Here is a 13,366-nt window from a genome sequence, read left to right as displayed (position 1 = left end):
CGTCCGATAGCGGGTAGGCTTAGGTCGCGTCATCGCAGACCATTAACCCTATGGATTCCTCATGTGAATCCTGCTCGCGGGGGAATTCTGCAACAAAGCCCATTTGGATCTAAACTCTCACAGTCCATGAATATTGCCCTTTTGCGGCAAATCTTCTCTGGTGATGACATCATCGAATTGAGCGATGAGACCAATTACGTTTTTGGTCACACCGGCAATGACAGCATCATTGGTGGCGACCGCGCGGATACCTTGCTGGGCGAGGCGGGCGATGACACGCTGGTGGGTGCCCAGGGCAGCAACCAGTTAGAGGGCGGCGAAGGCAATGACCTCCTGATCGGCGATCTCGATCCCGGCTCCCTGTCTTTTGGTGGGACTGACAGCATGTATGGCGGGGCCGGGAATGACACGCTGCAAGGTGGTCAAGCCGATGACCAGCTTTTCGGAGGCATCGGCAATGACTTGCTGAGCGGGGGCGACGATGAAGATCGGCTCTACGGCAATGAAGGCAATGACACCCTCTATGGCGGCTGGGCAGAAGATTACGATAAGGACAGCCTCTATGGCGGCAGCGGCAATGACGTGCTGCATGGCGGGCAGACGGATCGTGCGAGCGACGACACGCTGAACGGTGGTGCTGGCGCGGATCGGCTTTATGGGGGGGCGTGGCACTGACCGGCTGAATGGCGGTCTGGGTGATGACCGGCTTTTTGGCGGCGCAGACAATGACGCCCTGACCGGCGGTGGCGGCAATGACGCGCTTGTCGGTGGTGCGGGGGCCGACAGATTGGCCGGAGATGCTGGCAATGACAAACTCATGGGCGATAGCGGCAATGACACCCTGCGCGGTGGCGACGGGCTGGACAGCCTCGTTGGGGGCAGCGGCAATGACAGCCTGCTCGGCGGCGCCGGCGATGACCGGCTATCGGGCGGGACCGGTGCGGACAGGTTGCTGGGGGCCGCCGGCAATGATCTGCTGCTCGGTGAGGCAGGCCATGACACGCTTCGCGGTGAGGCCGGAAATGACACGCTCAACGGTGGCAAGGGCATGGACCAGTTGATCGGCGGCGGTGGACGCGATCTCTTGATCGGCGGCGCTGACCGAGTGCAGGATGTCTTCGTGTTCAATTCGATCAAGGACAGCGGAACCAAGGCCAGCACGGCCGACACGGTGCAAAACTTCGTGCGCGGTATCGATGAGATCAACCTCTCCGCAATTGACGCCAATACCGGGATAAAAGGGAACAATGCCTTCGCCTTTTCCGGGACAAAGGCGGCGGCCCATTCTGTCTGGTATGGCAAGGCCGACAAGGGCGGCATCCTGCTGAAACTGGACGTGAATGGCGATGCCAAGGCCGACATGGTCATCTTGATTCAAGGGATCAAGGCCATCGGCGCGGATGATCTGCTGATCTGACCGGCGCATCCCCTGAAACGCAAAAGGTGCCCTTGGGGCACCTTTTCTTTTTGGATGCGGGGGGTTAGCCGCGCACCTCGATGCCTTCATGCCGACTGAGCGGCCTGCAAGTCTCAAACCACGACAGGGGCGTTCACCCTCGTCATATTTCGGACGGGAACAGTTTGCCTTCCGGGCCCTGCCCCATCAGATCGCACCATGCCCGCCATGCCCGCGGTGGCGCTCATTCCGCCGCGGTGGCCCCGACCTCGGCATTTGCGGTCTCGGCATTCGCAGCCTCGATGGCGGCGGCCTTTTCCTCGACCAGTTCGACGATATGGTCGATCATCTGGTCATTCGACATGCGATGGCTTTGCTTGCCGGCCATATAGACCATGCCATGGCCCGCGCCACCGCCGGTAAAGCCGATATCGGTCATCAGCGCCTCACCGGGACCGTTCACGACGCAGCCGATGATCGACAGGCTCATCGAGGTGGTGACATGGGCCAGGCGGTCTTCCAGCGCTGAGACGGTCTTGATGACGTCAAAGCCCTGGCGGGCACAGCTTGGGCAAGAGATGATGGTGACACCGCGATGGCGCAGCCCCAGCGATTTCAGGATCTCGTAACCAACCTTCACTTCTTCCACCGGATCGGCGGACAGGCTGACGCGGATCGTGTCACCGATCCCCATCCACAGCAGGTTGCCCAGACCGATGGCCGATTTCACCGTGCCCGAAACCAGCCCACCTGCCTCGGTGATACCCAGATGGATCGGCGCGTCGGTTGCATCCGCCAGCGCCTGATAGGCGGCGGCGGCCAGAAACACGTCCGACGCCTTCACCGAAATCTTGAACTCGTGAAAATCGTTGTCCTGCAGCAGCTTGATGTGATCCAGACCGGATTCCACCATCGCATCCGGGCAAGGCTCGCCATATTTTTCTAGCAGATGCCGCTCCAGCGACCCGGCATTCACACCGATACGGATCGAACAGCCATGGTCCTTGGCGGCCTTCACAACCTCGCGCACGCGGCTGGCATCGCCGATATTGCCGGGATTGATGCGCAGACAGGCGGCCCCCGCCTCAGCGGCCTCAATGGCGCGTTTGTAGTGGAAATGGATATCCGCCACGATCGGCACCGGGCTTTCGGCGACAATCGCCTTCAGCGCGGCGGTGCTTTCCACATCAGGGGTGGAGATGCGGACGATATCGGCCCCGGCGGCTGCCGCGCGCTGCACCTGATCCAGCGTTGCCGCAATGTCATGGGTGATCGTATTGGTCATGGTCTGCACCGAGATCGGCGCATCCCCCCCCACCAGCACCTTGCCGACACGGATCTGGCGCGATTTGCGCCGGTCGATATTGCGCCAGGGACGGATGGGGTTATGCGACATGGAACAGGCCTTTCCGCTTGTTACGCGATAGATAAAAGCGAAACGGCCCCGGGGCAATGCCGCCGGGGCCGTTTCGGATCACTTCGCGGCTATCACTGTTGCGGTTGATCCGGGCGGGTCACCACCTCGGCCACATTGACGATGCGGGCAAGGTCGGCATCGTCATCCAGATTGGCGACGGCATATTTGCCCTTCAGCGATTCCTCGGTCAGCTCGACATTCTTAACGACCTGCGGTCCGGGGGCGGCCGGGCCGAAGGCCTGACCGTTCACCAGGAAATAGACCGAACCCGAATTGCCCGAGCGCAGCGTGGCGGCCTGCTCCATCGCGGGCACCGTGTAACGTTCGCCCGCATCCAGGATCTTCTCGAACAGGACCGAGCCATCAGCGGAAGACACGCGCACCCAGGACGGGCGCACCGCCAGAACCTCGACCCCCGGCTTGGCCTCGGCCACAACCTGAATCTCGTCGCTGCCCGGCAGATCTGTCTCAGTGGCGGCCGCCATCACGGCAGTGCCTGCCACCGGCACCGCGCCCTGACCTGCATAGGTGCCGACCTGACGCGGATCGATGGAGGCAATCGGGCCGTCACGCGACACGAAAACCGGCACATCCAGCGCCTCGGGGCGCCGCAAACGATTCAGCAGTTCCGGGCTGCCCGGCTGCGGGGCCGGATCATTGGCGGCAAGTTGGCCCGCACCCGGCTCCACCCGGCCCACCGGGGCCAGCGGCTGCATGTTGGACAGGGGGTCGACCTCGGCCACCACCAAGGGGGCCTCATCGACCGGCGCAAGCTGCACGCGCTGCACTTCACGCAGCACCGACCAGCCGCCATAGCCAAGCGCGCCGGTCAGCGCGACCAACACCAGCAGCGACCCTACGGCACCCGGCTCAACCCGGCTCAGCCAGCTTTCGCTGCGCGGAACGAACAGCGCGTTCGGATTCGCCAGCGGTTCGCGGAAATCGCTGCCCGAGGATTGCGCACGCGCGGCCTTGACCACAGCCTGCGAGGCCGCAGCCGACATGCCATGCGCCACTTCAAACCCGGATTCCGCGCAGAAGCGCTTGAAGGCAAGTTCGGGGTCCATCCCAAGATAGCGCGCATAAGACCGCACATATCCTGCAACGAAACCCTGACTTTCGAAGGCTGACAGATCGCAATTCTCGATCGCCGCGATATAGGTCGCCTTGATCTTCAACTCGCGCTGGACATCCAGCAGCGATTTTCCCAGCGTGGCGCGCTCACCGCGCATCACATCCCCAAGACGCAGCTCGAAATCGTCGAACCCTTTCGGCTTCTCCACCTCGGCTGTCGAAGGTTTCGTCCTCCGCCAGATCATCCGCCCTGTCCTGTCCTGCCTAGTTCTTGGCGTTCACCGAGTCGCATCGAGGCGACTCGCTGCTGTCCTAATTGCTGTTAGCGTAGCACAGAGCAAGCCCGTTTTGCACCCGCAGCAGCATTCAGGCCGAGAGTTCGGCACGATTCAGCGCACAGTGCCCCCAAAGCGCGTCCATGGCTTTCACAACCGCCTCGATCTGCGCCAGATCATGCACCGGCGACGGCGTGAAACGCAGCCGTTCGGTGCCGCGCGGCACGGTCGGAAAGTTGATCGGCTGCACATAGATGCCGAACTGGTCCAGCAGGCGGTCGGACAAGATCTTGCAGTGCGTGGGATCACCGATCACCACCGGCACGATATGCGAGCCATGATCGATGATCGGCAGGCCCAAGCCGCGCAACCGCATTTTCAGAATCCGCGCGTGCAATTGCTGGCTGTCGCGCAGGGTCTGGCCTTCAGCGGTTTTCAGGAAGGCAATGGAGGCCGCGGCACCCGCTGCCACCACCGGCGGCAGGGAGGTGGTGAAGATGAAGCCCGGCGCATAAGAGCGGATCGCATCCACCATCTTTGCAGATGCAGCAATGTATCCGCCGAAGACACCAAAGGCCTTGCCGAGCGTCGCGTTGATGATATCGACACGCGCCATCTGGCCATCGCGCTCCGCCACACCGCCACCGCGCGGGCCATACATGCCAACCGCATGAACCTCATCCAGATAGGTCAGCGCGCCGACCTCTTCCGCCAGATCGCAGATCGCCTGGATCGGCCCGAAATCGCCATCCATCGAATAGATCGATTCGAACGCGATCAGTTTGGGGGCCGCCGGATCATCCGCCGCGATCAGGTCACGCAGATGCGCCACATCATTGTGACGGAAGACGCGCTTGGCCCCGCCATTGCGGCGGATGCCCTCGATCATCGAGGCGTGGTTCAGTTCGTCTGAATAGATGATGAGGCCGGGAAACAGCTTGGGCAATGTGCTCAGCGTCGCGTCATTGGCGACATAGGCGCTGGAAAACACCAGCGCCGCCTGCTTGCCATGCAGATCGGCGATCTCGGCCTCCAGCCGCTTGTGATAGACCGTGGTGCCCGAGATGTTGCGCGTGCCGCCGGACCCCGCCCCGGTCGTCTCCAGGGCCTCATGCATGGCGGCAAGCACCGCCGGGTGCTGGCCCATGCCCAGATAGTCATTGCCGCACCAGACAGTGATGTCGCGCGTGGTGCCATCGGGTTTGCGCCAGACCGCATGGGGGAAATGGCCACGCTGACGCTCGATATCGATGAAGGTGCGATAGCGGCCTTCGTCATGCAGACGCGCGATCGCGCTGTCGAGAGCGGTGTCGTAATCCATCTTCCATACTCCTGGCTGTCGGCCGCATCGACCGTGCTGGAATCGTTCTAAGCGATGCCGTAGCGAGCCACTTTGATATTGGTCAATTCCTATATCGCAAAGGGGGCAATTTGCCGCCCCCAAGGATGCCCGCGCCCGAATGCGGCCCCAGCCTTCTATATGTGCCTCGATTTCCCCCTTTCATCTGTTCCCAAATATCCTCGGGGGGCAGGCGCCAAAGGCACCGTTGCGGGGCCGACAGCCCCCCTCCTTGTCCCCCGACCCGCCGCGCCCTGCCACTGGACAGTGCCCGCCCGCCTGCTAGGCTCGGGCGCATAACGATGACCGGAGATCCCCCATGGCCGACGCCGCCGCTTCCCCGCAACCGCTCGACACCGTGCTTGCGCGCATCGACCAAGACCTGCCCGAAGCCCTGGACCGGCTCTTCGATCTGCTGCGCATCCCGTCGATTTCCACCGATCCGGCCTATAAGCCCGATTGCGCCCGTGCCGCTGACTGGCTGGTCGCGGACCTGCAATCGCTGGGATTTGAGGCCGCGGCCCATCCGACACCCGGCCATCCGATGGTGGTGGCGCAGGGTGGCGCGGGCGGGCCGCATCTGCTGTTCTACGGCCATTATGATGTGCAGCCGGTCGATCCGCTCGACCTTTGGGCGCGCGATCCCTTTGATCCGGCGCTGGAGGATGGCCCGAAGGGTCAGGTGATCCGGGCGCGCGGATCGTCGGATGACAAGGGCCAGTTGATGACCTTCCTTGAGGCCTTGCGGGCCTGGAAAGCGGTGCATGGCACCCTGCCCTGTCGCCTGACCATCTTGCTGGAGGGCGAGGAGGAATCCGGCTCGCCCTCACTCATTCCCTTCCTCAAGGCGCATCAGGCCGATCTGCAGGCCGATATCGCGCTGATCTGCGACACCGGGTTGTTCCAGGACACCTCGCCCGCCATCGTGACCATGCTGCGCGGCCTGCTGGGAGAGGAAGTGGTGATCCGCGCGGCCAACAAGGACCTGCATTCGGGCATGTTCGGCGGGCTGGCCCGCAACCCGATCCATGTGCTGACCCGCATCCTTGCCGGACTGCATGATGATGAGGGCCGGGTGCAGGTGCCCGGCTTCTATGACGGTGTGACCGAACTGCCTGACGCCATCCGCGCGCAATGGCAGAACCTTGCCTTCGATCACGCCAAATTCCTGGGCGATGTCGGCCTGTCGATCCCGGCGGGCGAATCTGATCGCACGCCGCTGGAAATGATCTGGTCGCGCCCCACCGCCGAGGTGAACGGCATCACCGGCGGCTATAGCGGTGACGGCTTCAAGACCGTGCTGCCCGGCGAGGCGCGCGCCAAGGTCAGCTTCCGACTTGTCGGCGCGCAAGACCCTGTCGCGCTGCGCAAGAGCTTCCGTGACTGGGTGCAGGCGCAATTGCCCGGCGATTGCAGCGTCAGCTTCCTGGAACACGGGGCTTCGCCCGCCGGCCATATGCAGATCACCCATCCGGCCTTTGAGGCCGCCCGCACCGCCCTGACAACTGAGTGGGGCGTCCCTGCGGCCTATGTCGGTTGTGGTGGCTCCATCCCGATCGCGGGCTATTTCAAGACCTATCTCGGCATGGATGCGATGCTGGTGGGATTCGGGCGTGACGATGACCAGATCCACAGCCCGAACGAGAAGTATGACCTTGAATGCTTCCACAAGGGCATCCGCAGCTGGGCAAGGCTGCTGGGGGAACTTGTGTGACCCTGACCATCCGCGATGCGGCCCCGCAGGATGCGGCGCAATGGCATGATCTCTGGGCGGGCTATCTGGGCTTTTACGGGGTCAGCCTGCCGCCCGAGGTCACCGCGCATACATGGGCAAGGCTGGTGAACCCGGCCTCGTCCCTGACCGGGCGCTTTGCCTTTGAGGGCGCGCAGATGCTGGGCTTTGCCCTGCATTTCCGTCACGAATCGACCTGGGTGATCGGCGAGGATTGCTATCTTGAAGATCTGTTCGTGGCCGATTCTGCCCGTGGCAAAGGTGTGGGGCGCGCCCTGATCGCCGATCTGCGTCACCTGGCCGAAACGCAGGGCTGCGCCCGGCTTTACTGGATGGCCGACGCGGAAAATGCCCGCGCCCGCGCGCTCTATGACAGCATCGCGCCCTGTGACGGCCATCTGCGCTATCGGTTGCAGTTGCGGGGCTGACAGGGATCGGCGGGGCCAAGGCTCCGTCGCGCGGGAATGGCCCGGCACGCTGACGTCGTCCCCCGAACTTGGCCAGAACTCGGCCAGAACTCGGATTGCGTCGCAGCCTTGAACCACCGGGAATCACGGCGGACCGCGTCATCCCGCGCGCCGCGGCCATTGCCGGCAAAGCGGCCCCCGCCCGCTATCGGCGCATTTGCCCCGCGCGCCGCAGATTCGCACCCAGACATGGCGCAGCGGCACAGCCAGCAGCGTCGCAGGCGGTTCATGCAAACCCCGGAAAAGGCAAAAGCCGGGCACAAGGCCCGGCTTTTCGCTTTGATGACTGGCGCGGTGGACGGGGCTCGAACCCGCGACCCCCGGCGTGACAGGCCGGTACTCTAACCGACTGAGCTACCACCGCGCGATCATCATCCGGGGCTGGCTTGGGCGGTGGCGCGGTGGACGGGGCTCGAACCCGCGACCCCCGGCGTGACAGGCCGGTACTCTAACCGACTGAGCTACCACCGCATTGCCGCCCGGGCCAGCGCCCGGATGTGGGGGCTGTTTACGAGGTGGTGCGGGCAGCGTCAAGCGGGGTTACGACGATTTTTTAAGATTCACGCAAATATCTGGAATGGCGTCATTTTTCGGGTGCCGGGATAAACTCGTCATGATCGTTGGGTGGCAGCGAGAACCGGCCATGCATCCAGTCGCCTGCACGCCATGCCTCTTTAGCGGCCTCGATGCGCTCCTTGCTGGAGGCCACGAAATTCCACCAGATATGGCGCGGCCCGTCCATCGTGGCACCGCCCAGCACGATCAGCCGCGCCCCGCGCGCGCCTGCTTTCACGCTGATGGAATCACCGGGGCGGAAGATCAGCATCTGCCCGACCTCGTATTCGGTGCCGGCCTGGAAAACCGACCCTTCCACCACATAGACGCCGCGATCTTCGTGATCATCGGGCAGCGGCAGGCTTGCACCGGCGGCCAGCGTCGCATCGGCATAAAGCGTCTCGGTCGCGACCGGCACCGGCGCACGTTCCCCCCAGCCATGGCCCAGGATCAGGCGCAGATGCTTGCCCTCGCCCTCCAGCTCCGGCAGGGCGGCGCGTTCGATATGGTCGAAAGCCGCCGGATCATCCTCACGGTCCTTCGGCAGCGCCATCCAGCTTTGCAACCCGAACAGGCCATGCGGCTTGTTGCGCAACTCACCATCGGTGCGCTCGGAATGGGTGATGCCGATGCCCGCAGTCATCAGGTTCACAGCCCCCGGCTCGATCCAGATATCGGTGCCAAGGCTGTCGCGGTGATGCAGCTTGCCCTTCAGCAGATAGGTCACGGTGGAAAGGCCGATATGCGGGTGCGGGCGCACATCGATGCCCTGCCCGGTCAGAAATTCAGCCGGTCCCATCTGATCAAAGAAGATGAAGGGCCCGACCATCTGCCGCGCCACCGAAGGCAGCGCGCGCCGCACCTCGAACCCACCAAGGTCACGGGTGCGCGCCACAATCACGCTTTCAATAGCATCCACCGCATCACCAATCGGGATTTGCGGGTCAAGGATCGGGTTCCAGCTCATCGGTGCCTCCTGTTCGCATAAGGACAGCAGATCGCGGCCCTGTTGCCACAGAAGATAGGGGCTTGCGCCGGTCCGGTCATCCGCCTTTCGCGCATGGCCCCTGTGCGGTCACGCAGGGTTGGCGGTTCGGCTGCCCCAGAGCGAGTGCCGGGCAAGCCGCACGCCCGTGGTGGCGCGGGCGGGGTCTGGATACCGGGCTTGACCCCGGCCCCCGCCTGCGCGACACCGCCCATATGAAGGCGATACTTTCCGACGATGGCCAGATGTTCACCCTGATCCGTGGGGCCTGGTCGAATACCTACCCCATCTCCGAGGCCGCGCATTGGCGTGCCTTTTATCGCAGGCAGCCCGTGGATTTCCCGAAATCCGGCAATGCCTATGTGGCCTCCATCACCGCGTTGGAAAGCCTGTGCCGCGATCTCGGGCTTGACGGTTAGGGCCTGCGGCCAAAGCCGGGGTCGCCTCAACCCCATCACGCAAATGCTTCATCCCCGGCAGGCTTTCGCGCAGAGCCTTCAGGGCCTGCCCCCCCCTCCGCTTGCACTGACCATTCAGGGTCCCATATCGCGCTGCAGCCCCTTGAATGGTGACTGAGTGTTTGGTGACAGGAGACCAGATGATGTCCACCCCACCCCGCAAGCCCGTAAAGCCCCGCGCGGCGGGCCGCGCCCCGGATGCGACCTCTGCGCCGGCCGCGGATCTGGCCACGATGGCGGCACAGCGCAAGGCGGATCTGCGTGAGCGCCTGATCGCCGCCGCCAGCGCCGAGATCGCCGAAAAAGGCCTGTCCAGCCTGAAAGCGCGCGAGGTGACCCGCCGCGCCGGCTGTGCGCTTGGCGCGCTTTACACCGTGTTTGAAGATCTTGATGCGCTGGTATTGCAGGTCAACTCCCGCACGCTTGCCCTGATGGGCCAGTCGCTGCGCGCGGCCCTGCCCACCGGCCAGACCAGCCCCGAGACAGTCACTCTGGCCCTGGCCCATGCCTATGTCGATTTCGCCCTGGTCCATCGCGCGCGTTGGTCGGCGCTGTTCGCCCTCCATCCCGAACGCCCGATGCCCGACTGGCACCGACAAGAGCATGAATATCTGATCGGCCGCATCATCGCCCCGCTGGCGCGCTTGCGTCCCGACCTGCCGCCCGAGCGGATGCTATTGCGTGTGCGCACCCTGTTTGGGGCGGTGCATGGGGTGGTGCAGCTGTCGCTGCAAGATCATCCGATCGGCCTGCCACATGCGCAGCTTCAGGAAGAAATCACCGCGCTCGTCACCGCAATGACGCTTGGCGCAAGGCAACTTGCACAGGGCTAGCACAATGACACTGAGCGGGAGCTGGTGGGCGGTGAGGGACTCGAAATTTCTCCGAATATTTACAAATCAATGACTTACGAGCCATTTTTGTAACATTGGAACGGACAAAAAAACGGACGCGACAGGCCAGATTATAGCACAGAAAGGGCGGGATTTACACCCCGCCCCTTGTATTGACCCAGTGAATTCCTGCTCATGCTACAAGGGAGAACGTAGCAATGAGTGTGGCCATGGACGATAGCATCAAACGCTGGACGGCGAAGCGCAAAACCGCGCTGGTGATCGAGATCATTCAGGGCAAGACCACGGTGGCGGAGGCCAGCCGGTCCTTCGACCTGTCGCCCTCCGAGATCGAGGGATGGGTCGATGATGGGAAGCGGGGGATGGATATCGAAGGGGACCGTGGCTGCAGTGCAGCCGCGTAAGCCCCGCAGATGTCGCTGCGGGCGAACCCGCTCGATATCCGGGAGCAATACGAGAAGCAGTTGAAGGACCTGCAGGAGGCCTATGGCGAGGCCATGCTGGAGTTGCGCGCGCGAAAAAAACCAGGCCCTGCTGGTATGAGCCATTGCGGTGCCATTGGTTCGAGCCCAATGGCGAATGGGACGACAAATGATCCAGAGCATCCAGCAGGGCCTTCTCGCGGAGGGCATCAAGGTTCCGCTGACCAGGCTCTGCGCCTGGTTTGGGGTGCCGCGCCGGACGGTCTATTACCGGGCAACTAAGGCGGTTCCGAAGGTCGATCCGCGGTTCTCTGAGCCGATCAAGGCCATGATCGAGCAGGAACCGTCCTTCGGCTACCGGACTGTGGCCTGGCTGCTCGGCTTCAACAAGAACACGGTTCAGCGGGTCTTTCAGCTCAAGGGCTGGCAGGTGCGCAAGCGTCCCATCGGCATGCGTCCCCGCATTGAGGCGATCCCTTCCGTGGCCAAAGCCCCGAACGAGCGCTGGTCGACCGACATGTGCCGGGTCTGGGCCGGGCGCGATGGCTGGGCCACGCTGGCCTTGGTCATCGACTGCTACACCCGCGAGCTATTGGGCTGGCATCTGTCACGCTCCGGCAAGGCCACGACCGCAGCCAGCGCGTTGGAGCATGCCCTGATCACCAGGTTCGGCACCTTGGGCCGGGTCACGCAGGAGTTCCTGCTGAGGTCGGACAACGGCGTTCGCCATCGGGCTCGAACCGATGGTGCCTCGATGGCTCACTCTTCACCAGCCGCAAGTTCACGGCACTGGTCCGCAGCTACGGGTTGAAGCAGGAGTTCATCACGCCTCACTGCCCACAGCAAAATGGCATGGTCGAGCGCGTGATCCGGACACTGAAGGAGCAATGCGTCCATCGACAACGCTTCGACAGCATCCAGCACGCAACCCGGGCAATCGGGGACTGGATCAGCTTCTACAACAACCGCCGCCCACATCAGGCGCTTGCCATGCGCACGCCTGCTCAGGCATTCAGATTAGCGGCTTAACCTGAGCAGATTCCGCTGGGTCAATAAAGCGGTCCCATTCATCAATGGCGAAGCCCTCGGCCTTCGGCGCATCCATCAGCGCGGCCAGCATGGCACCAGCCACCGCCTGCGCCACCGTGGAACCGTCTTCCACCGTCCAGAGGTGCAGAAGCACCCGCACCTCGGCCACGATTTGACCACCAGCAGCGTGCCCGAGGAATTTCACCTGTGACGGGGCCAAGACGATTGCAGGCGTGTTGCCGGGCCGGATGGAACCGGCGCGAATGTTCAGCGGGCCAACGTGCAAGGTGATAGCCGGATCAGCGACCAAGGTGTCGCCGATAAGGTCTTGCAGCGCGAAAGACGGATCAAGCATTGCCAGCCCCCGCTTTGCGAATGGCCTGCGCCACCGCCCGCCCGATCCGGCGCTTGGTCCGGTCTTCGGTCAGGCGCGCAGCAGGCAGAAGGAAGGGCTGCGCATCGGTGCCGGGGTGCTGCGTTCCGGCAAATTGCCCGCCGTTCTGGTGCGGGTCGGTGCCGAACTCCACCAGATGCCCATGCCGGGCCTGCGGATTCCCCACGGTCACCAGCGCTTGGTTCTCAGCCGCAACGCGCTTGCCACCCCCTTCGGCATAGGCGGGCGTTGTCGCACCCGGCGGGGTGACCACGATAGAGGCTTTCAGGTTGCCCTCATCCTCGGGCACCAGCGCGCGGGCCATGTCGGCCAGATCACCAGCCCCCTGCACCAGCGCCGGGCGAACATGCGCCACGATCTCGGCAGGAATAGCCGCAAGGCGCTTTGCCAGCTTGGCCGATTGCGTCATCAGATCATCGGCCATGATTACACCACCCAAACGTGGTGCGCTTGCAGAAGGTCATGGACACCGAACGGGACCGAGTAAGGATTACCGCCCACGGTCGCAGCCTCACGCATTTCATACCAATACGCGGCCAGCATCAGCACCGCTTGCTTGATTGCAGCCGGTGCAGGGTCAGGGATTGGGGTGCCGATAAAGCTGGCGCAATAGGCTTCGGCGGCGTCGATCTTCAGTGATAACAGGGTGTCGTCAGTATCAAGAGGTGGTTCGTCCAGCGATATCGGAAGGTTCAGATAGGCCTTCAACTCGGGAACAGTAATCGCAATAGGCATGAATGAAACTCGCTATCATCAAATATCGTGATTATATAAGGTATAATTCATCAAGAAAAGTTATATTCAGCCTGTCTTGTGCGGACCTCCCCCCGCCGGTCCCTCAGATCTCGGGAAAGTCTGAGGTCACCCCGCCCCGTAGGCTCCAGACTCATTAACCATCAAAGCCAGAAGAGGATGGTTGCGGCGAGAGCAATGGCTGAGAGGAAGACGATGGGACACCTGTCGTAGCGT

16 protein-coding genes and 2 tRNA genes are annotated in these 13,366 nt (G+C 63.1%); 9 read left to right on the top strand and 9 right to left on the bottom strand.

Annotated elements, in window-relative coordinates:
- The first annotated feature begins 126 nt into the window (after positions 1-126).
- Together GBJ34_RS18415 and GBJ34_RS18410 are read left to right on the top strand one after the other, a co-directional pair.
- Positions 127-675 carry a calcium-binding protein gene (locus GBJ34_RS18415; protein WP_151720665.1) on the top strand — a complete coding sequence of 183 codons (549 nt, stop codon included), beginning with the start codon at positions 127-129 and terminating at the stop codon, positions 673-675.
- Positions 656-1,417 carry a calcium-binding protein gene (locus GBJ34_RS18410; protein WP_151720664.1) on the top strand — a complete coding sequence of 254 codons (762 nt, stop codon included), beginning with the start codon at positions 656-658 and terminating at the stop codon, positions 1,415-1,417. Before GBJ34_RS18415 ends, GBJ34_RS18410 begins: the two co-directional genes overlap by 20 nt.
- 223 nt (positions 1,418-1,640) lie before the next feature.
- Here the strand turns inward: GBJ34_RS18410 and ispG are convergent, their stop codons facing one another.
- The 3 genes from ispG to hemA all read right to left on the bottom strand — a co-directional run bounded on the left by ispG (position 1,641) and on the right by hemA (position 5,483).
- Complete coding sequence (ispG, locus tag GBJ34_RS18405; RefSeq protein ID WP_151720663.1) at positions 1,641-2,792, bottom strand: flavodoxin-dependent (E)-4-hydroxy-3-methylbut-2-enyl-diphosphate synthase; 1,152 nt, start codon at positions 2,790-2,792, stop codon at positions 1,641-1,643.
- A 92-nt stretch (positions 2,793-2,884) separates the two neighbouring features.
- A complete protein-coding gene (locus GBJ34_RS18400; RefSeq protein WP_151720662.1) occupies positions 2,885-4,132 on the bottom strand; it encodes a helix-turn-helix domain-containing protein in 1,248 nt (415 codons plus the stop codon).
- 121 nt (positions 4,133-4,253) lie between these two features.
- Positions 4,254-5,483 (bottom strand): 5-aminolevulinate synthase, encoded by a 1,230-nt coding sequence (gene hemA / locus GBJ34_RS18395; RefSeq protein ID WP_151720661.1) that lies wholly within the window; start codon positions 5,481-5,483, stop codon positions 4,254-4,256.
- 337 nt (positions 5,484-5,820) lie between these two features.
- Here hemA and GBJ34_RS18390 point away from each other — a divergent pair, with 337 nt between their 5' ends.
- Complete coding sequence (locus tag GBJ34_RS18390; RefSeq protein WP_151720660.1) at positions 5,821-7,215, top strand: M20/M25/M40 family metallo-hydrolase; 1,395 nt, start codon at positions 5,821-5,823, stop codon at positions 7,213-7,215.
- Complete coding sequence (locus GBJ34_RS18385; RefSeq protein WP_151720659.1) at positions 7,212-7,661, top strand: GNAT family N-acetyltransferase; 450 nt, start codon at positions 7,212-7,214, stop codon at positions 7,659-7,661. Before GBJ34_RS18390 ends, GBJ34_RS18385 begins: the two co-directional genes overlap by 4 nt.
- A gap of 326 nt (positions 7,662-7,987) precedes the next feature.
- Here the strand turns inward: GBJ34_RS18385 and GBJ34_RS18380 are convergent.
- From GBJ34_RS18380 to GBJ34_RS18370, 3 genes are all read right to left on the bottom strand, one after another.
- A tRNA-Asp gene (locus tag GBJ34_RS18380) sits at positions 7,988-8,064 on the bottom strand.
- A 30-nt stretch (positions 8,065-8,094) separates the two neighbouring features.
- A tRNA-Asp gene (locus GBJ34_RS18375) sits at positions 8,095-8,171 on the bottom strand.
- A gap of 112 nt (positions 8,172-8,283) precedes the next feature.
- On the bottom strand, positions 8,284-9,222 hold the full coding sequence (locus tag GBJ34_RS18370; RefSeq protein WP_151720658.1) for a pirin family protein: 939 nt from the start codon (positions 9,220-9,222) through the stop codon (positions 8,284-8,286).
- Positions 9,223-9,284: 62 nt separating this feature from the next.
- Between GBJ34_RS18370 and GBJ34_RS18365 the strand changes: the two genes are divergently transcribed.
- From GBJ34_RS18365 to GBJ34_RS21265, 5 genes are all read left to right on the top strand, one after another.
- Positions 9,285-9,659, top strand: a complete 375-nt coding sequence (locus GBJ34_RS18365) for a hypothetical protein (protein ID WP_151720657.1) — start codon at positions 9,285-9,287, stop codon at positions 9,657-9,659.
- Between the two features lie 182 nt (positions 9,660-9,841).
- A complete protein-coding gene (locus tag GBJ34_RS18360) occupies positions 9,842-10,531 on the top strand; it encodes a TetR/AcrR family transcriptional regulator (RefSeq protein ID WP_226341266.1) in 690 nt (229 codons plus the stop codon).
- A 230-nt stretch (positions 10,532-10,761) separates the two neighbouring features.
- A complete protein-coding gene (locus GBJ34_RS20915; RefSeq protein ID WP_226341265.1) occupies positions 10,762-10,956 on the top strand; it encodes a DUF1153 domain-containing protein in 195 nt (64 codons plus the stop codon).
- A 187-nt stretch (positions 10,957-11,143) separates the two neighbouring features.
- On the top strand, positions 11,144-11,785 hold the full coding sequence (locus GBJ34_RS18350; RefSeq protein ID WP_151720656.1) for a DDE-type integrase/transposase/recombinase: 642 nt from the start codon (positions 11,144-11,146) through the stop codon (positions 11,783-11,785).
- 41 nt (positions 11,786-11,826) lie between these two features.
- On the top strand, positions 11,827-12,003 hold the full coding sequence (locus GBJ34_RS21265; RefSeq protein WP_404811454.1) for an integrase core domain-containing protein: 177 nt from the start codon (positions 11,827-11,829) through the stop codon (positions 12,001-12,003).
- Here the strand turns inward: GBJ34_RS21265 and gp17 are convergent.
- The 3 genes from gp17 to GBJ34_RS18330 are packed head-to-tail and all read right to left on the bottom strand — an operon-like array spanning position 11,987 to position 13,132.
- The gene (gp17, locus tag GBJ34_RS18340; RefSeq protein ID WP_151720654.1) at positions 11,987-12,358 is read right to left on the bottom strand and encodes a tail completion protein gp17; all 372 of its coding nucleotides are present in this window, start codon (positions 12,356-12,358) and stop codon (positions 11,987-11,989) included. The genes GBJ34_RS21265 and gp17 overlap by 17 nt on opposite strands.
- Positions 12,351-12,821 carry an HK97 gp10 family phage protein gene (locus GBJ34_RS18335; RefSeq protein WP_151720653.1) on the bottom strand — a complete coding sequence of 157 codons (471 nt, stop codon included), beginning with the start codon at positions 12,819-12,821 and terminating at the stop codon, positions 12,351-12,353. Before GBJ34_RS18335 ends, gp17 begins: the two co-directional genes overlap by 8 nt.
- A 2-nt stretch (positions 12,822-12,823) precedes the next feature.
- Positions 12,824-13,132 carry a head-tail connector protein gene (locus tag GBJ34_RS18330; protein WP_151720652.1) on the bottom strand — a complete coding sequence of 103 codons (309 nt, stop codon included), beginning with the start codon at positions 13,130-13,132 and terminating at the stop codon, positions 12,824-12,826.
- Positions 13,133-13,366: the final 234 nt, after the last annotated feature.

This window comes from Gemmobacter serpentinus (assembly GCF_008973825.1).
GTDB lineage: Bacteria > Pseudomonadota > Alphaproteobacteria > Rhodobacterales > Rhodobacteraceae > Gemmobacter > Gemmobacter serpentinus.
This window is presented reverse-complemented; position numbering and strand designations above follow the sequence as displayed.